General features: G+C 30.1%; 23 protein-coding genes. 10 read left to right on the top strand and 13 right to left on the bottom strand.

All coding sequences use genetic code 11. The annotated features are described in order from the left end of the window. Position 1 precedes the first annotated feature (1 nt). The 5 genes from AMN80_RS00550 to AMN80_RS00530 all read left to right on the top strand — a co-directional run bounded on the left by AMN80_RS00550 (position 2) and on the right by AMN80_RS00530 (position 5,602). The gene (locus AMN80_RS00550; RefSeq protein WP_075520086.1) at positions 2–559 is read left to right on the top strand and encodes an HD domain-containing protein; all 558 of its coding nucleotides are present in this window, start codon (positions 2–4) and stop codon (positions 557–559) included. A gap of 1 nt (position 560) precedes the next feature. Continuing rightward, complete coding sequence (locus AMN80_RS00545) at positions 561–2,510, top strand: thioredoxin domain-containing protein (RefSeq protein WP_179850259.1); 1,950 nt, start codon at positions 561–563, stop codon at positions 2,508–2,510. Next, positions 2,494–3,354 carry a DMT family transporter gene (locus tag AMN80_RS00540; protein WP_075520084.1) on the top strand — a complete coding sequence of 287 codons (861 nt, stop codon included), beginning with the start codon at positions 2,494–2,496 and terminating at the stop codon, positions 3,352–3,354. The genes AMN80_RS00545 and AMN80_RS00540 overlap by 17 nt, the downstream gene beginning before the upstream one ends. A 59-nt stretch (positions 3,355–3,413) precedes the next feature. After that, complete coding sequence (locus tag AMN80_RS00535) at positions 3,414–4,781, top strand: MFS transporter (RefSeq protein ID WP_075520083.1); 1,368 nt, start codon at positions 3,414–3,416, stop codon at positions 4,779–4,781. Between the two features lie 86 nt (positions 4,782–4,867). After that, positions 4,868–5,602 carry a hypothetical protein gene (locus tag AMN80_RS00530; RefSeq protein WP_075520082.1) on the top strand — a complete coding sequence of 245 codons (735 nt, stop codon included), beginning with the start codon at positions 4,868–4,870 and terminating at the stop codon, positions 5,600–5,602. Between the two features lie 2 nt (positions 5,603–5,604). Here the strand turns inward: AMN80_RS00530 and AMN80_RS00525 are convergent, their stop codons facing one another. Together AMN80_RS00525 and AMN80_RS00520 are read right to left on the bottom strand one after the other, a co-directional pair. After that, positions 5,605–6,717 (bottom strand): serine/threonine protein kinase, encoded by a 1,113-nt coding sequence (locus tag AMN80_RS00525; protein ID WP_075520081.1) that lies wholly within the window; start codon positions 6,715–6,717, stop codon positions 5,605–5,607. A gap of 6 nt (positions 6,718–6,723) precedes the next feature. Then, on the bottom strand, positions 6,724–7,629 hold the full coding sequence (locus tag AMN80_RS00520) for a DMT family transporter (protein WP_075520080.1): 906 nt from the start codon (positions 7,627–7,629) through the stop codon (positions 6,724–6,726). Positions 7,630–7,769: 140 nt separating this feature from the next. Between AMN80_RS00520 and AMN80_RS00515 the strand changes: the two genes are divergently transcribed. Both AMN80_RS00515 and AMN80_RS00510 read left to right on the top strand, forming a co-directional pair. Then, complete coding sequence (locus tag AMN80_RS00515; protein WP_075520079.1) at positions 7,770–8,183, top strand: iron-sulfur cluster assembly scaffold protein; 414 nt, start codon at positions 7,770–7,772, stop codon at positions 8,181–8,183. Then, positions 8,170–8,634 carry an HPP family protein gene (locus tag AMN80_RS00510; RefSeq protein ID WP_075520078.1) on the top strand — a complete coding sequence of 155 codons (465 nt, stop codon included), beginning with the start codon at positions 8,170–8,172 and terminating at the stop codon, positions 8,632–8,634. The genes AMN80_RS00515 and AMN80_RS00510 overlap by 14 nt, the downstream gene beginning before the upstream one ends. A gap of 84 nt (positions 8,635–8,718) precedes the next feature. On the opposite strand, the gene AMN80_RS00505 is transcribed toward AMN80_RS00510, so the two are convergent. The 5 genes from AMN80_RS00505 to AMN80_RS00485 form a co-directional block, all read right to left on the bottom strand. Then, positions 8,719–9,786, bottom strand: coding sequence for a branched-chain amino acid ABC transporter permease (locus tag AMN80_RS00505; RefSeq protein WP_075520077.1), 1,068 nt, complete (start codon positions 9,784–9,786; stop codon positions 8,719–8,721). Between the two features lie 3 nt (positions 9,787–9,789). After that, positions 9,790–10,698, bottom strand: a complete 909-nt coding sequence (locus AMN80_RS00500; protein ID WP_075520076.1) for a branched-chain amino acid ABC transporter permease — start codon at positions 10,696–10,698, stop codon at positions 9,790–9,792. 9 nt (positions 10,699–10,707) lie between these two features. Then, positions 10,708–11,502 carry an ABC transporter ATP-binding protein gene (locus AMN80_RS00495; protein ID WP_075520075.1) on the bottom strand — a complete coding sequence of 265 codons (795 nt, stop codon included), beginning with the start codon at positions 11,500–11,502 and terminating at the stop codon, positions 10,708–10,710. 2 nt (positions 11,503–11,504) lie between these two features. Further along, entirely contained in the window at positions 11,505–12,320 is an 816-nt protein-coding gene (locus tag AMN80_RS00490) for an ABC transporter ATP-binding protein (protein WP_075520074.1), read from the bottom strand. A 97-nt stretch (positions 12,321–12,417) separates the two neighbouring features. Further along, complete coding sequence (locus AMN80_RS00485; protein ID WP_075520073.1) at positions 12,418–13,758, bottom strand: ABC transporter substrate-binding protein; 1,341 nt, start codon at positions 13,756–13,758, stop codon at positions 12,418–12,420. Between the two features lie 234 nt (positions 13,759–13,992). Between AMN80_RS00485 and AMN80_RS00480 the strand changes: the two genes are divergently transcribed. Together AMN80_RS00480 and AMN80_RS05505 are read left to right on the top strand one after the other, a co-directional pair. Further along, the gene (locus tag AMN80_RS00480; protein WP_075520072.1) at positions 13,993–15,192 is read left to right on the top strand and encodes an NAD-dependent formate dehydrogenase; all 1,200 of its coding nucleotides are present in this window, start codon (positions 13,993–13,995) and stop codon (positions 15,190–15,192) included. A gap of 2 nt (positions 15,193–15,194) precedes the next feature. Then, positions 15,195–15,368, top strand: a complete 174-nt coding sequence (locus AMN80_RS05505; RefSeq protein ID WP_179850258.1) for a hypothetical protein — start codon at positions 15,195–15,197, stop codon at positions 15,366–15,368. A 4-nt stretch (positions 15,369–15,372) separates the two neighbouring features. Here the strand turns inward: AMN80_RS05505 and AMN80_RS00475 are convergent, their stop codons facing one another. Continuing rightward, positions 15,373–16,476 carry an NAD(P)/FAD-dependent oxidoreductase gene (locus tag AMN80_RS00475; protein WP_075520071.1) on the bottom strand — a complete coding sequence of 368 codons (1,104 nt, stop codon included), beginning with the start codon at positions 16,474–16,476 and terminating at the stop codon, positions 15,373–15,375. Position 16,477: 1 nt separating this feature from the next. Beyond that, on the bottom strand, positions 16,478–16,942 hold the full coding sequence (locus tag AMN80_RS00470) for a TspO/MBR family protein (protein WP_075520070.1): 465 nt from the start codon (positions 16,940–16,942) through the stop codon (positions 16,478–16,480). Positions 16,943–16,966: 24 nt separating this feature from the next. On the opposite strand from AMN80_RS00470, the gene AMN80_RS00465 reads away from it, so the two are divergent. Next, complete coding sequence (locus tag AMN80_RS00465) at positions 16,967–17,725, top strand: SDR family NAD(P)-dependent oxidoreductase (protein ID WP_075520069.1); 759 nt, start codon at positions 16,967–16,969, stop codon at positions 17,723–17,725. Here the strand turns inward: AMN80_RS00465 and AMN80_RS00460 are convergent. The 4 genes from AMN80_RS00460 to AMN80_RS00445 are packed head-to-tail and all read right to left on the bottom strand — an operon-like array spanning position 17,722 to position 21,427. Then, complete coding sequence (locus AMN80_RS00460) at positions 17,722–18,255, bottom strand: DUF3833 domain-containing protein (protein ID WP_256997966.1); 534 nt, start codon at positions 18,253–18,255, stop codon at positions 17,722–17,724. The genes AMN80_RS00465 and AMN80_RS00460 overlap by 4 nt on opposite strands. A gap of 1 nt (position 18,256) precedes the next feature. After that, positions 18,257–19,432, bottom strand: coding sequence for an SAM-dependent methyltransferase (locus AMN80_RS00455; protein WP_075520067.1), 1,176 nt, complete (start codon positions 19,430–19,432; stop codon positions 18,257–18,259). Then, a complete protein-coding gene (locus tag AMN80_RS00450) occupies positions 19,432–20,199 on the bottom strand; it encodes a DUF1365 domain-containing protein (protein ID WP_075520066.1) in 768 nt (255 codons plus the stop codon). The genes AMN80_RS00455 and AMN80_RS00450 overlap by 1 nt, the downstream gene beginning before the upstream one ends. Further along, complete coding sequence (locus AMN80_RS00445) at positions 20,192–21,427, bottom strand: NAD(P)/FAD-dependent oxidoreductase (protein WP_075520065.1); 1,236 nt, start codon at positions 21,425–21,427, stop codon at positions 20,192–20,194. Before AMN80_RS00445 ends, AMN80_RS00450 begins: the two co-directional genes overlap by 8 nt. Position 21,428 lies beyond the last annotated feature (1 nt).

Below are 21,428 nucleotides of genomic sequence, written 5' to 3'. Positions count from 1 at the left end.
TATGAAGAAAGTAAATTTTACAGAAATGAAAAATGGTACTAAAGAAGACTACATGTTTTTAGATAAACTTGAAAAAGAATATGTGGGTGAAACTGCAGATAGAATCTTAGGTTTTTTATCAAGAATGACCTCAACTTTAGAAGGTTACAAAATTTCAAGATTAGAACATTCTTTGCAAAGTGCTACTAGAGCTTATAAAAATAAAGAAAGTGAAGAAATGGTAGTTGCATGTTTGTTGCATGATATTGGAGACGAACTTGCTCCGTTAAATCATTCAGAATACGCAGCAACAGTATTGAAACCATATGTTTCTGAAAAAACTCATTGGATAATAGAAAAACATGGTGAATTTCAAATGTATTATTATGCTCACCATTTGGGCGCTGATCGATTTATGAGAGAAAAATACAAAGAACACAAATACTACCAAGCAACAGTAGATTTTTGTGAAAAATATGATCAATGTTCTTTTGATCCAAATTATAAGTCTATGAGTCTTAAGGATTTTGAACCTATGGTTAGAAATATATTTTCAAGAAAACCATATTCTCACTATTAAATTGTCTAATAAATTAAAATCTGAAAAAAGTCCTTACCTTAAACAACATGAAAATAATCCTGTTAATTGGTTGGCATGGAATAAAGATAGTTTAAAAAAAGCACAAGTTGAAAAAAAACCAATTTTTTTAAGTATTGGATATGCTAGTTGCCATTGGTGTCATGTAATGGCCCATGAAAGTTTCGAAAACATAGAAATAGCAAAAGTAATGAATGATAATTTTATAAATATAAAAGTTGATAGAGAAGAGAGACCAGATTTAGATTTTATATTTCAAAGAAGTCTAGGGATATTAACCGGTGCCCAAGGAGGTTGGCCGTTATCAATGTTTTTAGACGAAAATGGTGTACCTTTCACTGGAGGAACATACTTTCCACCAAAAGAAATGCAGGGCAGACCAAGTTTTACTCAAGTTCTAAATAATGTTTCAAAGGTTTATAAAGAGAATAGGGAAAAAATTATAAATCAGGTAGAGCAAATGAAACTAGTTTTTAAAGAGTTTAATTTAAAAACTGCTGTTATAAAGCAAGATGTTGAACCACTAGTTGAAAAAATTTTACAATACATGGATGAAAAAAATGGTGGCTTTAAAGGGGCGCCAAAGTTTCCACAATTATATATTTTTGATACGATATTTTATTTTTATAACAAGAATAAAAAGAATACTTTCTTAGATGTAGTTAGAAAATTACTAAATAATATTTCATCCAAAGGTATTTATGATCACCTAGGTGGTGGTATTTCTAGGTATACTGTCGATGAAAAATGGATAGTTCCTCATTTTGAAAAAATGCTTTATGATAATATTTTATTCGTAAGAACTGTAAATAATTATTTAGTCAATAAACAAGATAAAAAATTAAACGATAAACTAATCCAAACAATCAATTTTATAAATAATGAATTCCTTAATGACAAAAACTTATTAGGCTCTGCTTATGATGCTGATAGCGAAGGTGTTGAAGGTAAATATTACGTTTGGAGTAATGAAGAAATCAAAGGATTACTAGGTAACGATATAGATATATTTAAAAAAAAATATTTAATTACAAAAGAAGGAAACTTTGAAGGATCAAATATTTTAATTGAAAAAGATAATTATGAATTAAACGAAAATGAGTTAGAAATTTTAAATAAAAGCGAAAAAAAACTTCTTGATGAAAGGAAAAAAAGAGTAAAGCCTTTTTTTGACGATAAAAGTCAAACTGATTTAAATAGTTTCTGGATATATACTTTATTACATTCATCTTTTGTGCTTAAGAATAATATGCTTAGAGATAAATCATTTGAACTTTTTGAAATTTTACAAAAAACTCTTAAAAATAAGATTTATCATTGTTATAATAAGGAAGAAGAAATAGATGTATTTTTGGAGGACTACGCATATTTTGCGTTAGTTTTAGTAAGTTTTTACGAGGTGACAGGTGATATAAAGTATCTAAGTAAGGGTGAGGAAATATTAAAAGAGACATGGAATCTTTTCTATGATGAAGAGACAAAAACTTTACAAAAAAATTCTCAAAAGACAAATGATCTATTCGTAAAACCAATAGATATAATTGATAATAATATTCCTAATGGAAATAGCATTTTTCTGCTAACTTTAAACAAAATTTTTAACATAACTGAAAATAATATTTATAAAAATAAAATAGAAAATCTTACAAAGTCCTTTTATTCCTTAATTGACAGAAATTATTCACAAATGTTTAGTTATTATAAAACTTTAGATATTTGTGAAAATAATATTACTTTTACATTTTGTGGCTTTAGTGATGAATTTCAAAAAATTAGAGATTTTTTATTATTAAATTACTTCGAAAAGTCTACATTTATTTACAAAAAATCAAATGATGAGCAATATATTTTAATTTGTAAAAATCAAACTTGTTCACAAAAATTAAAAAATATTTCAGAAATTAGTAATTATTTAAATGAAAGATCTATCTAGCCAAAAAAAAGGGTCATTGATGGCTTTTGTGGCTGTGATGTTAATCACGCCTGACTCTTTATTTATACGATTATCATCAATTGATACATGGGGTTTAGTTTTTTATAGGGGGATTATCCCTTTTGGTGTCGTTTTTGTAGGTATGATCATAATTTATCAAATTAGATTTTTTAAAATTTTATTTTCAAATGGCTACAAAGGGATCGCTTATATAATAACTTTTTCAATAACAAATATAGCGTTTGTTGTTTCAATTCAAAATACAAATGTAGCAAATACTTTAGTCATGATTGCAACAGCACCGATGTTATCTGCAATTTTGAGTAATATTTTTTTAAAAGAAAATCCTGACAAAAAAACTTGGACAGCTATAATCATCACTTTTGTTTCAGTAATATATATTTTTTATGATTCAATTAAAATTGGTAATTTCTATGGAGATATACTTGGTTTTATTGCAGCGCTAGGATTAGCTGTTGGGGCTGTAATAATAAGGTCTGCAAAAAAATTAAATTTAGTTCCGTCTGCAGTAATTGGAAAATTGTTTGTTGCATGCTTTGCTATAATTTTTATTGAAGATTATTCTCTTATTGGAAACGATTTAATAATTGTTCCTTTAATGTGTTTATTGTGTGTTGCAATACCATTTGTTTTAGTCACTATCGCTCCAAGATTTATAACTGCAGCAGAGGTAAATCTTTTCTTTTTACTAGAAACTATCATTGGTCCAATTTGGGTGTGGTTGATAATTAAAGAACAGCCAACAACTGAAACAATCCTTGGTGGTATAGTTATAATTGTAACAATTGCTATTCACTCCTTTTTGAAATTAAAAAAATCATAAGTTATATAAAATAACTTCTTGATTTAGTCTAAAATCACAAATAATAAGCTGACCGTTTTATGAACAAAATTATAAAAAATTCTTGGGCACTATTTTTAGGTATGAGTATGATTATGTTGTCATATGGATACCAAAGTTCTCTTCTTGGGGTAAGGGCTGTTATAGAAAATTTTAGTTTAGCCTCGACAGGCTTTATGATGTCTGGCTACTTTGTTGGCTATTTTATTGGTGCTAGAACTGCTACGCCAGTAATTTCAAGTGTTGGGCATATTAGAGTTTTTGCTGCTTTTGCATCAATTGCATCCTTATCGATATTATTACACTCTATTTTTATAAATCCATTCTCGTGGTTTTTATTAAGAGTTGTAACAGGGTATTCAATGGTTTTAATTTATACAATTGCAGAAAGTTGGTTAAACGATAGAGCAAGTAATAAAAATAGAGGAAAAGTCCTATCAATATATATGATCATTCTATACGGAAGTATGGGGCTAGGAATGTTTTTACTTAATTTTAGTAAACCAGAGAATTTCGAGCCATTTATTTTAATATCTGCAATCATGTCTTTAGCGCTGATACCAATTTTGTTAACCAAAAGAAAGGCACCTACTTTTAAAAAAATTAGCACTATGTCTATTAAAGATTTATATAATTCATCACCACTTGGGACAGTGGGTGCATTATTATTAGGAACTGTTCACTCAGCAGTTTTTTTATTTTTTGCTGTATATGCAGCTGAAATGAATTTTTCAATTCTTGAAATTTCAATTGTTACTTTTCTTTTAACAATTTCAGGAGCTATTGCTCAATATCCTGTTGGTTATATTTCAGATAAGTTTGATAGAAGAAAAGTAATTGTTTTTACAACATTTGGTGCAGCTTTTTTTGCATTGCTGCTTATTTTTTCTAGTGGCACAATGTATTTACCACAAGGGCTGGGCTCATCCAAAATTTACTTTTATTTTTTTGTAGTTTTATTTTCATTTTGTAGTTTGCCTTTGTTTTCTTTAATTTTAGCCCACACCAACGATTATATTACTAAAGATAAATTTGTAGCAGCCGGAGCCAGTTTACAATTTGCTTTTGGTTTTGGTGCAATGAGCGGTCCGTTCCTATGTTCAATCTTTATGAATTTTATAGGAAATAACGGTTTTTTTATATTCATTATAATATTTCATTCTATGATTGGGTTTTTTGGTATACACCGAATGAAAGTAAGACCTTCCTTAGACAATCCAGACTCTCAATTTGTGCCTTTGCCTCAGACTATAACTCCAGTGGGAATGGAATTAAATCCATCAACTGAGCATATTGATGAACCCTACTCTGAAAAAGTGGAAAAAATGTTGAAAAGAAAGGGTATTGTGATTAAAAAAAAAGTTGAGGAAAATATAAAAGAAGACGAAATTAATTTATCAAAAAATTAATTTTCACTTTGAAGTTGCACCTCATTTTGAACCATAATTTATAAAATTCTTGTTAAAAAACGTTTATTTTGCTTAAATAAGTTTTTATGAAAAAAAAATTTAAAAATAACTTAGACAATGGCGCTATTGCAAAATTAGCATCTCTAACTTCAAGTGCTATAACAACATTCCAAGAAAAACAAAAACAAAAGAAAAAGGAGTTAGCACTTAAAAGAAAAAAAGAAGAGCTTAGTAAATTAAATACTGAAAAAAAAGAGATTAATAAAAAAATTGATCAACTTAAAAAACAAGAGGAAAAAATTTCAATTAAATTTGAGGAATTAAGATTAAAAGAAAAAGAATTAGAACTTAAAGAGGTTGATTTAAAATCCAAGGAAGAAAATATTAAGCAAAAAGAGATCAATATTTCAGAGAAAGAGCATAATCAAGAGCTCAAGAGAGTCGAGCTTAGAAAATATGAAAAAAACATTCATTTGAAACTAGAGGAACAAAAAAGAAAAGATATTGATTTACAAGTTAGAGAAGAAGAGCAAAATCAAAAAGAATTAAGAGATAAGAAAAGGAAAAGACGAGAACAAAAACATTTACAAGCAAAAATTAATGAACAGAAAATGTTAGAAGAAGAAAAACTGAGACAATGGGAGGAAAATTTTGATAAACAGCAAAAAATTCAAGAAGAATATGAAAGGAAAAAAGAAGAAAGATTAAAGCAAGTAGAATTAGAAAAAAGGAGACTTAGAGAGGAAGGTTATCAAAATTTAAGTGATGAAATCTCGAGTCAACTAAAAGAGCTTGATGTAAAAAGTACTACTAAAAACTAAGACTATTGATTAGGAAAGTAGTCTTTTAAATCCCCTTCTCTATAAACATCTGCTGTACAACAATGTAAACCTCCACCAAATGCGTATGCATCTCTTAATTCTATAGGAATTACTTCCATACCAAGTTTATCTAACTGTTCAGCTTGATAAATTTCACTTTTTTCAACGCAAACTGTTTTTGGGTCTAATACTAAAACATTCATAGATAACCAAACAGATGAGTAACAAAGAGGTGGGGGGGTATTATGTGCTGGTTGAGCAGAGTCTACAATTTCCCAACCATTATCTTCAAAGATTTTTCTCTGATCTCTTGGAAGTTTTCTCTGAGGATTATTTATAATTAACCCTTCTCTAATAGGTGTAAAAGTTGCATCAATATGTATTGGGTATGGATCTCCTGGAAAATTAACTGCGTGCACTCTGTGACTTTTAAAATGTCTTCTTAACCAATCAATACCTTTTAAATTTGTAGTAAAACCGTGTTGCACTATTAAATCTTTTCCAAATCTTAATATGTCTGCAGCATCAAACAAAGGTTCTTCTTCTGTGGTGACAAAAAATTTTTTTTCTGTCCACTCTAATCTTTTTTTATTTCCTATTTTATCAGATAAATAGTCTTTTCTATAATCTAGATCAGTTAGTCTTGGTTTTGGAGCAGTTTCATGCTTCATGTTATTATCTTCATTAAAATATTTTTGTAAAAGTGGTCTATAGTTTAAATATTCAAACCATCTACATCTATAGCTCATTGTAGCCTCAAGTATTTCATTTCCAACAGTTAATAAAATATCTCTTGCTGGCATACAACCAAACATGCTTTCAACTTCCCAGTCAGGAGTCGAGATTTTTTGATTATGGTTTAAAGGTGTGGGTCTATCTACTTTTATTCCCCTTTTTTTTAAAATTTCTGAAAAGTTGTCTAACAATTGGTTAGCTTTATCAACTGTATCTTTTAATCTAGGTCCATGAGTTCCTTTCATATCAGAATCCTCAGGTACTTTTGCATCTAATGCAGGTTCAGGTGCTGGAATACAGCAACCGTCTGCTCTACCTACGATAACATGTTTTAATGGATCCCATTCATTCCAGCTGTTAACGATAGTTTTGTTTGACATCTTATTTTAATTTAAAGCAATAAATCTTCTATTGTTTTTAATTACTAAACTATAATAAATTATCGCAATAAAAATTAAGAAACCACCTATAATAGTATTATTAGATGGTACTTCGTTTACTCCCAGAATAGGTAGCCATACCCAGAAAATTCCTCCAATGACTTCAGTTAATGAGAGAAGAGTTAACTCAGCAGCTTGAATAGACTTTGATCCAATTGAATATAAAATTAATCCCATGCATACTAGAGTTCCGTGTACTGAAAAAAGCCCTTGGTTTCTGCTAGATGATAAAAGATTACTATCTGTCTCTACTAAAATAACAATTGATACAATTGCGCATATCAAGCCAGCGATTGCAACTGTTGTGAATTTTGGTGTCTCCTTTCTCCATCTTAATGATACTGAAAAAACTGAGAAACCTAATGCCGAGGCAAGACCAAACAATAATCCAAATAGTGTACCTGCAGAAAAATTACCGATTGCTATTATAATAATTCCTATTGATGCTAATATAATTGCTACCCATACATTAAAGGAAATTTTTTCATGCAAGAACAAAAAGCCTAAAAAAGCTGTCATAAATGGCATTGCCGCAAGACACAACAAAGTAACTGCTGCTGAGGTATTTGTAATTGACCAAATAAAACTGATCATTGCTATGCCTAAACCTGTGCCTCCAATCAAACCAGACCAACCAATTCTTTTATAATTTTTATAAAAATCAATACCTTCTTCGAAAAATAGATAGAGATTAAGTAATAAAAATATTGTTACTCCCCTGCCCAATAAATACTGCCATGGAACAAGCTCCGGTTGGTCGATGTATCTTACTACTAGGGGTCCAAAAGACCAAAGAATTCCAGCAAATAAAACTACTGGTATTGCTATTTTCTCATTTTTTAATTCCAGCATTTCAGATTCTTAGTATTAATTAATATTTTAAACAACTAATTTTTAATGGTTATTAGCCCATATCTAAGTCATTTTGGGTTAATTTAATTCGCTTTTTTATTAAAATAGTCTAATGATAATTGAAAAATTTAAAGCATCAGATGGATTTACAAATTATAAAAATAGCCTCAGACAATAAAAACCAAAAAATACTTAAAAAATATACTCATGAGATTAAAAATAAAAATTCAATCTGCGGTGATGAGATAACTATAAAGCTGTTAATCAATAATAAAATAATTAAAGATGTTGGTTACGATTGTAAATCGTGTGTATTTTGTCAGGCTTCTGTAAATTTATTAAGTAAGAAAATAGTTAATATGAATTCTGATAAAGCATTCGATTTATGCAATGATGCAATTAACTTTTATAAATCAAAAGAAAATAAAATGATTAAAAGTTTGAGTTTTTTTAAAAAAATTTTAACAGAAAACAATTATTCTAGAAAAGAGTGCTTATTATTACCTTTTGAAACCTTAAAAAAAAGTTTAAAATCTGATTATGGAAAAAATTAAACTATCATTTTTAGCGGGACTATTTTCTTTTTTTACAATTGGGGTTTTGTCTGCGTTAACTTATAAGACTGATTATGGTGTCTTTTTAATAGCATCATTTGGTTCAACTATGGTTATACTCTATGGTTATCCGGATAGCCCTTTTGCACAACCAAAAAATATTTTTTTTGGCCACTTGTTAACTTCTTTTGTAGGAGTAATGTTTGTTTCTTTCATTCAATTACCATTATTCATAATTTTACCCTTGGCTGTAGGATTTGGAGTTGGTCTCATGATACTTTTTAATGTTCCTCATCCGCCTGCGGGTGGAAATCCAATAATAGTAATTCTCGGGTCTGTTTCTTTTGATTATCTTTTAAACCCCATTATGGTTGGTTCAATTATCATCATTGTGTTTGGAATTGTTTTAAACAGATTTATTCTTAAGAAAAAATATCCAATCCAAAAATAAATCTTTATGAAATAATAAAATTATTTTCAATAAGCAGACCTATTAATATTCCTATAACTAGTGCAAAAATTAATTTTTTCTTATTCATTTTTTTAGCAGTGGAGTTTTTACACCTTTAACGCCTGACGAAGATAATTTTGATTTCATACTTTGCTTTAGATTTTCCCAGAGTTTAGCCATTCCTAAAGGTTCATATATCATAAATATTATCATCAACAGACCAAATATTACCTGTTCAATTGATGAAATAATTGTAGCATCAATAGCTCCATGAAATACATTGTTTCCTATAGCATTTAAAAGAACCGGAAAAAGCAAAATAAATGCTGCTCCTATAAAAGCACCATTAATAGTCCCAAGTCCCCCAAGAATGCACATAAATAAGATTTTAAAAGATAATTTAATATCAAAAGCAACAGGCTCTAAAGATTTGAGATAACAAAATGCAAAAAGAGCACCAGCCACACCACAATAGAATGCGCTGATAGCAAACGCTTGAACTTTAGTTCTTAATAAAGAAACTCCCATGGACTCAGCAGCAATATCCATGTCTCTAACTGCCATCCAATTTCTGCCTGTACTTCCTCTTGCCATATTCATAGCTAATAAAGTTAAAATCGTGGTTACAGCTAAACATACAAAATACATAGCTAATGGTGTCGTAAATGGTTTTCCTAAGATAACTATGTCTTGTGCAGTTATAATCCCTGATGAGTCATAGTTTTTAAACCATCCAAATTTATCTATCATCCATATAATAAAAAACTGTGAGGCTAATGTTGCTACCATAAGATAAATTCCTCTTACTTTTAAACTTGGTAAACCAAACAGAATTCCAAAAGCTGCAGCAATTAAACCTGAAACTATTAGTGAGCCTACAAAACCAAGGTCAGGCACTCGTAAAATGAGATTAAACATTGCAAAAGCACCTGCAGCCATAAAACCAGCTGCACCCAAAGCTAATTGTCCCGTATACCCCATTACAATTTGTTGTCCAATAGTAGCTAAAGCCAAGCAAAGCCAAGGAATTAATATGGAGGTGTACCAATATTCTGTTTTAATAAATGTCGGTATTATTAATACACTTAAAAGCATACAAACAGCTAAGTTGATCAAGTCTTTCTTAGTGTAAGTCATAAAAACTGGTTTCATAAATTAAACTCTCCTTATAATTTTTTCTCCAAATAAACCTTCCGGTCTATATAATAAAAAGAATATTGCTAATACATAAGGAGCCCAGCCTTCGATGGCACCTCCAAAAAATGGTCCGATATAAACCTCTAATATTTTTTCTACTGCACCAATTATTAAACCTCCAATAATTGCCCCTGGAATTGAGGAAAATCCACCAATAATCAAAACTGGCAAAGCTTTTAGGGCAAGATCAACAAGAGCAAATTGAACACCAGCTCTTGCTCCCCACATCATACCCGCTACTAAAGCTACTATACCTGCAGCAGACCAAACTAATAACATTATATGTTTTAAGGGAATTCCTATTGAGCTCGCTGCTCCTGCATCATCTGCAACAGCTCTCAAGCCTAGTCCAATTTTTGTGTATTTGAATAATAAAAATAGACCGATTATCATTATTGCTGCAACTAATCCAGCCGTGATATCAAGTGCACTAATAAATAATTTTAAATTATCTGCGATCCATGGCACTGGAAAATCTCCTATGCCCAAATCTAATCTTCTTACTTCTACTCCCCATGCTGCTTGAGCAAGTCCCTCTAAAACATATCCTAAGCCAATTGTGGCCATTAACACTGTATCTTCACTAGCATTCATCAAAGGCCTTAAGACCAATCTTTCGGTGCAAAGACCAACAACAACCATCAAAAAAGCAGCAAGAATAAATGCGAGTACAAAAGGTATATTAAAATCTTGCATGAAACCACAGAAAGCAAGTACTGAGAAAAAAACCATAGCTCCTTGTGAAAAGTTAAATGTTGCTGAAGCTTTAAAAATGAGGACAAATCCTAAAGCAACTAAAGAGTACATTGTGCCAGCAAGTAAACCACCAACCAGAACTTCCATAAAAAATAATAATTCATTTGCCATATTATAATCCTAGTGTTCCACTCCTAAATAAGCATCTATTACTTTTTGGTTTGCCATAATTTCATCTGGTGTTCCATCACCAATAACTTTGCCGTAATCAAGTACAACAACTCTATCAGATATATCCATTACCACTCCCATATCATGTTCGATTAAAACCATCGTTGTACCAAGTTCATCATTTACCTTTAAAATAAATCTACACATATCTCTTTTTTCCTCGACATTCATTCCAGCCATTGGCTCATCTAATAGAATTATTGATGAGTCAGTCGCAAGAGCTCGGCCTAACTCAACTTTTTTTTGTAATCCATAAGGAAGTTTTCCAACAGGAGTATCTTTAATGTCTTCTATCTCTAAAAAACTTATTATTTCTTCTGATCTCTCTCTATTTAATTTTTCCTCTTTTTTTACTTTAGGAAGTTGTAAAGCCACCTCAAGAAAATTTGTTTTTGTATGCAGTTTTCTGCCAACTAGAATATTATCCAGTACTGACATTCTTTTAAATAGAGCTAAGTTTTGAAATGTTCTAGATAGACCCATTTGAGCCATAATATTTGGGGTTATATTTGGTACTACTTGTCCTCTAAAAGATACAGTTCCTTTTTGAGGTTTATAAATCCCATTAATACAATTTAACATTGAGCTTTTTCCTGCGCCATTAGGTCCAATTATTGCTCTAACCTCGTGCTCAAGAACGTTAAATGAAGTATCAGTAATAGCCTTAACACCACCAAAAGCGAGTGAAATATTATTCACTTCTAAAATTGGCTTTCCTATTTTAAACTTTCTTTCGTATGCCATCTTTAATTGCTTTTTTTGTTTAAATTTTCCTCTTTAAGAACATCTCTAAAGTTTTTTCTACCTTTTTTTGATATACCTAAGTATAATTCTTTTACTTTATCATTATTTAATAAACTTTGAGCGGTCCCCTCTAACATGACTTTGCCAGTTTCAATGATGTAGCCATAGTCAGAATTTTTTAATGCAATATTAGTGTTCTGTTCAGCAAGCAAAATGCTAACTCCTTCTTTTTGATTTAACTCTTTCACAATATTAAAAATCTCAGCAACTAATTGAGGCGCTAAACCCATTGTTGGCTCGTCCAGTAACAACATTTTAGGTTTCGCCATCATTGCTCTTGCAACTGCAATCATTTGCTGTTCTCCACCTGATGTGAATGCTGCTTGACTTTTTCTTCTCTCTTTTAATCTTAAAAAATAAGTATAAATTTTCTCTAATTCTTGAGCAATATCTCCTTTAGATAATTTTCTAGAGTAAGCTCCAGAAATAATATTTTCCTCAACAGTTAAATGACCAAAACATCTTCTACCCTCTAATACTTGAACCATTCCAAGTCCAACCATTTGAGATGGGTTCTGTTTTTCTATTGAATTTCCATCATAATCGATTGATCCTTTGGTAACTTTACCTCTTTCAGAAGCCAACATAGTCGAGACAGCTTTTAATGTTGTGCTTTTACCTGCACCGTTTGCTCCTAATAATGCAACTACTTTTCCTTTGGGAACTTTTAAAGAAACATCATGTAAAGCTAAAATAACGTTGTCATACATTACCTCAATATTTTTTATATCAAGAATATTTACAGAATTATCACTCATTTATTTTTTTACTTTAAATTTTGTTTAAATGGGAAGTTTGAAACAATTGAGATTGTTTAAACTTCCCATTCTTGTGAACATTAATTAATTAAATTAATTATCCACATTTTTTTGGTGTAATGTTGTTTTCTTTAGCAAATTTTGCTGCAGAGTCTTCAACTAAACCTCTAATAAATTTAGGGTCTAATGGAGCTTCCCAACCAGTTACCTGATTGAATTTTGTTCCATCCCATTGCATTACAGCAAATTTACCGGCACCTTCATGGTTTGCACATGAAATAGCAAATGGAGCTAACATTCCTCCGACTCCAAGTTCTTCAAGTCTAGCTTCAGTCATATTTAAAGCTTCATAACCATCTCTAAACTCAGCACCAGTTACTGCTTTACCAACTTTATTATGCATCTCTTGAGCATTTTTCAAAGCCTCAATCCACATAACTGCTGCACCTAGTCCTCTATTCCAGTAAACTGAACCAATTCTATTTGGATCGGCTAAGTTACCTTTTCCAGAACCATATACTTTGTCTTTGATGGCTTTAACTAACGGATATTCGCCTGGTAAAGCATTTGCAACAGCGTAAGTTCCCTTAGCTGCATCGCCTGCTGGATACATATCCTCTTCGGCAGCACCGAATGTTACGTACATCATTCTATCTCTTGGGAAATTAATTCTAGCAGCATTAGTCATTGCTGTTGAATTCATTCCAGAACCTGCCCCCCAGAAAGTTACCCAATCTGGATTTTCTCGTCTGATTTGCAGCCACTGAGATTGTTGTTCCAGGCCTGGAGGTGGAATTGAAATTTCAACTAATTTCATTCCCCAGTCAGAAGTAATTTTTCTCATCGCTGGTAATGGCTCTCTCCCGTAAGCAGAGTCGATGTGTAAGTGAACGATTTTTTTACCTTTCATCTTATCAATTCCGCCCTCGATCTCAGCCATAAATTTTAATTTAACAGCTATTTGTGACCAGTAGTGACTTGCAGCGTTAAATACCCAAGGCCATACTCTTCCATCAGCACCGTCAGTTCTTCCATAACCATATTGAGCTAAAACAACATTGTCTTTTGCCATACGATTAATTACTGCATATGCTCCTGGTGTTCCTAAAGTATCAAAAACAACTATTCTTTGACCATCTTTTTCAAGTAGTCTCTGGTAACACTCAACTGTTTTCACGGCGTTGTACTCAGTTTCACATTCTTGCCACGTAAGCATAACTCCATTCACTCCGCCTGTCATATTCACATAATTCATGTAGTCAATCTGAGCCCCATAATAACCAGTCCCCATTGCTGAATAAGGTCCAACACGGCTACTAGCTACAGGAAAGTATTGAGTTTCCGCTCCAAATACTTTTTGAGGTAAAGCGAGTGAAGAAAATAAAGCTATTACTACTGTAAAAGTAGAAGCTAGCCTTTTTAACGTTTTTGTTAACATTTCTACCCCTTTTAATTAAAGTTTAAAAATTAATTTAACCATATGCTTTAAGTTTGTGCAAATTTTAATCATTCCGATTCGCATTTGATTAATTTTGTGTGAACTTTTAATCTTTTTTATTCAACTCTTGGATGAAATAAAACCTAAGATTGAAAAATATTAATTTTTTATTTTTTATTGTCTTTAAATAATGTTAGATGCCTTAATTAAATTTAAATATATGCAGGAGAAAAAATGAAAATATTATGCGTTTTATATGACGATCCAAAAGGAGGAATGCCAAAGTCTTACCCTTTATCAGATTTACCAAAATTAGAAAAATATCCTGATGGAATGAGTTTACCTACTCCAAAAGGTAGAGATTTTACTCCTGGTCAATTACTAGGATGTGTGTCAGGAGAATTAGGACTTAGAAAATTTTTAGAGAGCAATGGTCACGAATTTATTGTCACAAATAGCAAAGATGGTGATGGATGTGAAGCAGACAAACATATAGTTGATGCAGATATAGTTATTTCACAGCCGTTTTTTCCTTATTACTTAACCGCAGAGAGAATTAAAAAAGCAAAGAATTTAAAGATGGCAATAACCGCAGGTATAGGATCAGATCACGTTGATTTACAAGCTGCTATGGATAATAAAATTGATGTGGTTGAAGTTACTTTTTGTAATTCAAGATCTGTTGCAGAACATATAGTAATGATGATTGTTTCAATGGTTAGAGATTATCATAACCAACACAGAATAGTTAACGAGGGTGGTTGGAATATAGCTGATGCTGTCCACAGAAGTTATGATGTTGAAGGAATGCATATAGGTACAGTTGCAGCTGGAAGAATTGGACTTGATGCATTAAGAAAAATGAAGCCGTTCGATGTTCATTTGCACTATTTCGATAGACACAAACTACCAGACAGCGTTGAAAAAGAATTAAATTTAACGTTTCATGACTCAGTTGAGTCAATGGTTAAAGTTTGCGATGTAGTAACAATTAATTGTCCACTACACCCTGAAACTGAAAATCTTTTTAATAAAGATATGATCAACAAAATGAAAAAAGGCGCGTATATTGTGAATACTGCAAGAGGAAAGATTTGTAATAAAGACGATATTGCAGACGCTCTAAAATCGGGCCAGCTAAGTGGTTATGCTGGCGATGTTTGGTTTCCACAACCAGCTCCAAATGATCACGTTTGGAGAAGTATGCCTAATCATGGAATGACTCCACATACATCTGGTACGTCACTATCAGCTCAAGCAAGATATGCAGATGGTGTCAGAGAAATTCTAGAATGTTTTTTTGATAAAAAACCTATCAGAGATCAATATTTAATTGTAAAAGATGGACAGTTAGCTGGAATGGGTGCCCACTCATACAGTAAAGGCTCAGCAACAAGTGGTTCAGAGGAGGCTGCTAAATATAAGAAAAAATAAAATTGAAAATAAAAAAATTTTTAAAACCATTTATTTTAACTTATTTATTTTTTAGTGTTGCTATAAGTTTTTATCCATCTTTTGATTTTTATTCTTTTAAAGGTCAATTTATTATTTTATTGGTATCATTATTTAATGGGACATTAGGATTATTTGTAAAAAAAATTGGAGAATGAATAATTATAAAACGTAAGGTTCTACTCTTTCCTCTTGCTTTAATACTCTCTCAACAGAAAAACAACCTAAATCGATTGTTTGATAAGACCCTGTTGTAATCAATTCTGTCAAAGCTCTACCAATACCAGGTGCCTGCATTAAACCTCTTCCAGTAAATCCAGATGCCATATACACATTCTTGTATCCTGGGTGTTTTCCAACTACTGCATTATTATCTAGTTTATTGCAATCGTAGTAACCAGCCCAAGCACCAGTCATTTTAATTTCTTCAAAAACTGAAATTCTTTTTGCTAAACCTGGCCAAACTAATTCTTCAAAATCATTCCATTCTGGTTCCAAATCTTCAGCACCCCATACAGGCTTCGGTGATCCAGCTAAATATTCTTTACCTTCAGGTCTCCAATATACTCCTGTTGTTAAATCACCCGTTAATGGCATTTCAGGAATATGTTTAGGGCATTTAAATCTAAAAACAGTATGCTTTTGAGGAAAAACTGGTATATCATTTAAAAGTTCATTAGTCCAACAACCTGCGGCTGATACTATTGCATTTGCTTTAATTTCTTTTAAACTTTTAACATCTCCTTTAATAAATTCTGCGCCCAATTCTATGGCTTTATTTTTTAAAGCATTATGAAATAAATATGGGTCTATCCAGCCTTCAATTTTTGTATCCGAATAAGTTGCTGTTTCAATACCCTCTTCACTTATATATGGAAATACTTGTTTTAATTCTGAACCTTTAATATTTTTTGTACCAGCCTCACAAGCTTTATGATTTTCTAAAGCTAAATACTGTTCTTGAGCGTGTTCTGGTCCAAAAAGTAAAAGGTAGCCATTTGGGACCATACTGACTGTTGGGCTTGGGTTATTTTTAGTTTTTAGATCACTAGGAACATTTAACAAAAATTCTCTCGAAAACTTTCCTAACATGATGTTCTCTTTTTGAAAAAATTGTCTTCTAAAACCACCTAAAGATAATGGAAATGAAGCTTTTTTGTAAGTTGGATCTTTTTCAATTACTTTTACTTTTCTACCTTCCTTTGAAAGAAAATAAGCTGTAGATGCTCCAATTATTCCACCGCCAACTACTACAATATCATCCATATTAATTTAATAAAACTAAAGTAAAATTAAGAATTAATGCATAACAGCTCCAAAGTAAATAAGGAATCATCAGATAAAAACTTAAATTATTTATTTTTTTATATTTGAAAGTTAATATTGCTATAAATATTATTATTACTATCAAATTTAATAATGCTAATTCAATGTTGTGGAAAACAAAAAAAACTACACTCCAAGTTGTATTAAAACATAAGTGAATCAAATAAATTAAAACTAAATTTATATTATAATTCTTATGCCAAGCTGACCAAATTGCTATAGCCATAAAAAGATATAAAGTTGTCCAAACAGGAGCAAATACCCAGTCAGGAGGTGTCAAAAAAGATTTATTTAGTGTCGAATACCAAGGCTCTTTATAAGAGAATGTAGCTAAACTTCCAATAAATGACGCAGAATAGGTGATTATTGCAAATATTGTAAAAGATATAAATTTATTTTTCAACATATTCATATTATACATCATTTTTATATGAATAATAAATCAATATGGATAACTGGAGCTAGTAGTGGGATTGGTAAAGCACTAGCATTAAAATTTGCAAAAGAAGGTTGGAAGGTAGCAATTTCAGCGAGAAGAGAAAATTTGTTAAATGAAATATCTCAAAGTAATGAGAATATAATGCCATTTCCTTTAGACGTAACGGATAGTGAAAAGTGTAAAAATGTGTTCGAAAATATTAGAAATAAAATTGGGGAGATTGATATATCCGTATTCTGCACAGGAATTCATGATCCAAAATCTGAGAAGAGTTTAAATCTTGAAAAGGTTAAAAAAATTATGGAAGTTAATTTTTTTGGCACCGTACATTCAATAAATTCTGTATACGAGTATTATAAAAGTAGAAAATCAGGACATATATCTATAGTATCTTCGGTAGCAGGTTACAGAGGTTTGCCTGCAGCAGGTGCATATTGTGCGTCTAAATCTGCCCTAAGTAGTTTTGCAGAAAGTCTATACTTTGATCTAAAAAGATTTAATGTTCGTGTTTCTCTTGTAAGTCCTGGTTTCATAAAAACACCTATGACTGATAAAAATGAATTTCCAATGCCAATGATTAAATCTCCAGAGTTCGCTGCAGATCAAATGTTTAAAGGTCTAACAAAAAATAAGGGATTTGAAATTCATTTTCCAAAATCTTTTACATCCATAATGAAGTTTCTAAAAATAATGCCAAATGGGTTGTATTTCAAAATAATTGAGAAAGGTATGAAAAAGATTGTTGATTAGTCTCTCATAAAAAAGACAGTCAACTCACCAACTTTAAAACCAAATTTAGTTAAGGTCGCTCTATTGATTGCTACTTTTTCATCTTGTTTAAATATCCAATCATCAAATGAAACTTTGATATTTTTATTTTTGAATGGAACTAACAAATCATATTTGAATTTAAATGCTGATCCATATTGCACACCAGTTGCTTCTCCAACTACGTCTGGTGCGGTTCCTATATAATTATTATTATCTATTTTTTTTATTTTCCAAGTTCTTTTTTGTTTTTCACCATCTGTCCAATAAAAGTCTTCATCTAGAGTAATAATATTGTCATCAAAGGAACCGATTAGATCTGCTTTGAATTGACGTGTAACCTTTCCACTTCTGTCTTGTAGGATGCCCCATGCCTTCACTTTGCCATTAAAATATTCTTCGATTAGTAATGTAGGCTCGGTATTTTTAAAGTCTTCTGGCTTCATATTATTTGAACAGCTTGTAACTAAGGACAAGACAATAATCAATAGAATTGATTTTATTAATTTCATATTATTTATTTTTAAGTAAAGAGAACTGTATTAAATCAATATTTTTTGATCTAAAGCCAGCTTCACAATAAGATAAATAGAAATTCCACATTCTCTTAAATGTGTTATCAAAACCTTGCTTAGATATATGTTCCCAACTTTTAGAAAATTTTTCTCTCCAAATTTTAAGAGTATTGCTGTAATGCACTCCATAAGAATTACATTGTGTAAACTCTAGTCCAGTTTTTTTTGCGTGTTCAACTAAGGAGTTTTTAGACGGAAGAAATCCACCTGGAAAAATATATTTTTGAATAAAATCTTCCTTTTTTTTATATCTATTAAATAATTTATCATCGATCGTGATTGCCTGAATTGCTGCTTTACCATCATCTTTTAAATATTTTTTAATGCTTTGAAAATAATTTTTAAGATAACCTTGTCCTACTGCTTCAATCATTTCAATTGAAGCAATCGAATTATATTTATTTCTTACGTCTCTATAATCCTGCATTTTAATATTAATTTTTTCGTTAAGACCTATTTTATAAATTCTATTTTTAGCGTAATCGAATTGTTTTTTTGAAATTGTTATACAATCTAGTTTAACATCATAATTTTTTCCTATAAATTCTGCAAAACCGCCCCATCCACAACCTATCTCTAAAACTTTGTCACCAATTTTAGGCTTAATAAGTGAAGTTAACTTTTTATATTTATTTATTTGTGCTTTTTCCAAATCTAATTTATCATTTTCAAAAATAGCACTAGAGTATGTCAAAGTATCGTCTAACCAAAGTGAAAAAAATTCATTTCCTAAATCATAATGTTTTGAGATATTTTTTTTACAATTTGATTTCGTATTTTTATTAAAAATATTTTTTAAATAATTAATAAAAGATAGATCTAAAATACCTGAAAACTTGTGGACAATTTCAATGTTTTTAGCAGTTAACTCTATCAATTTTGATAAGTTATCAGTTTCAAATTCGTTATTCATGTAGGCCTCTGCCATACCAATGCTACCTTTTGAAATTATTTTCTTAAAAAAATCTGATCTATTAATTTTTACAAAAACAATTAAATTTTCATCTTTACCGAATGTATGTTTGCTTTGATCATAATCTGTTACTATGATCTTCCCATACTTAATCATTTTTAACGCCGAAAAAGCTATTTTTTTTGAAAAATTATTAATCATTAATTTTCGTAACTAGTATTATTTTTAATTTTTAAGTTCTTTTTAACTAATTTAATGCCTTTCATCCAAAGTTTTAATGCCTCATAATGTATTGCTGAAATTATTTTGAGGGTCATTAAAGGATGTTTTAAATATGATTTAAGCAGATTTTTTGAGCTTAATTTTACTCTTACGCCATCTTGTGAAGCAAATAATAGTTTTCCCTCTTTGTCTCTCTGATCGATAATTACTGAAAGTCTTTCGCTAGGAATCAGCACCTTAAAAAAATATTTTGATTCTAAATCCATAAAAGGTGATACATAAAATTTTTTTTTGCAATTATTAAAGATCTGTTTATTTTTTATATCAATTTTAAAGACATAAGTATGTTGTTCTCCAAAAGTATTTTTAACCTCGTATAATATTGCTATTGGATTTGAGTCTATATCGTAGATAAAAAAAATACTTAATGGATTAAAAACATACCCAAATATTCTTGGATAGCATAATATTTTAATTTTAATACTTATTGTGGAAATATTCTTTTTTTTCAAAACATGAATTAACCAATCTTTAATTGATGAGCCATCTCTATAACCATGGTCTTTATCAAAAAAACTTAAAATATTAAATTTATTATACGAAAAAAAAGGAATTTTCTTATCAAGTTCATTTATTTCATCGAGATCTAAGAAAAGAGAAAAAACGTCATATTTAAAAAAATGTTTTTTAGGTTTAAACCTTTTATGAATTACGCTTCCAACATAAATACAAGAATTATTAATCATTCAAAAATTTAATCATTTCTAATGTAGATTTAATGCCATCTTCGTGAAATCCATAACCAAAGTAACTACCACAAAATAATATATTTTTTTTATTTTGTATCAAATGTAAATTTTTCTGGTTTTTTAGTGTTTTATGATCATAATAAGGGTGAGTAAATTCAACTTTCTTTATTATTTTATCTGTGTTTATCTGCTCAAAAGGATTGAGAGTTAAAAAGATATTTTTATTTATTTTAAAATTTTGGAGTAAATTTAACCAATAAGTTACAGAACTATTTTTTTTTGAAATTGATGTGTTCCACGCAGACCAATTAAATCTTTTTTGAGGCATAACTACTTCATCTGAGTGAATTATGGCTAAATTTTTTTTATATTGAAAACTTCCCAAAATTTTAGTTTCTTCTTCAGATTTGTCCTCTATCATTTGTTTTGCTTCATCAGCATGAGTAGCAATAATAACTTTATCGTAATCGAAATATTCATTTTCTGACCCATAAAAAATTCTCACGAAATTTGAAATTCTCTTTATTTTATCAATTTTGTAATTTTTAAAATGTTTACCGCTAATTTTTTCTATTACTTTATTTACATATTGTCTGCTTCTGTTTTTTACTGTGTACCACTGTGGTCTTTTACTTAAATTAAATAAACCATGATTTTGAAAAAACTTCATAAAAAATTTAATTGGCATTTTTTTTGCATCATAGGGTGGCATTGACCAAATTGCGGATACCATAGGGATTAAATGATAATTAGTAAAATACTCAGAATGTTTTTCATTAACTAGATATTCGCCTAGGCTCATATCTTCATTAAATTCATTTAATTTAGAACTTTTTTTATAAAATTTTAATATTTCTAAAAACATTTTAAAAAAATCAAAATTAAATAAGTTTTTTTTATGGGAGAAAATACCTTTTAATCCTTTTCCACAATATTCTAAATCTATGTCTTTAGACATAAATGATAAGCTCATATTGCTTTTTTCTATGTCTACGTCTATTTCTTTAAAAAAATTAATTAAATTTGGATAAGTTTTTTTATTAAAAACAATAAAACCAATATCTGCATGAATTTTATTTGTATCTTCATTTAATTTAATATCAATTGTGTGAGAGTGCCCTCCAAAACGATCTTCTTTTTCAAATAAATCAACTTTATATTTTTTTGATAGAAAGTATGCAGCACTAAGTCCTGAGATACCTGAGCCAATGACTGCAACTTTCATT

Origin of the sequence: Candidatus Pelagibacter communis, assembly GCF_001179985.1 — a bacterium.
In the GTDB taxonomy this organism is placed as follows: domain Bacteria; phylum Pseudomonadota; class Alphaproteobacteria; order Pelagibacterales; family Pelagibacteraceae; genus Pelagibacter; species Pelagibacter ubique_J.
The sequence above is the reverse complement of the archived record's forward strand: the minus strand, read 5'-3'. Positions and strand labels throughout refer to the sequence as shown.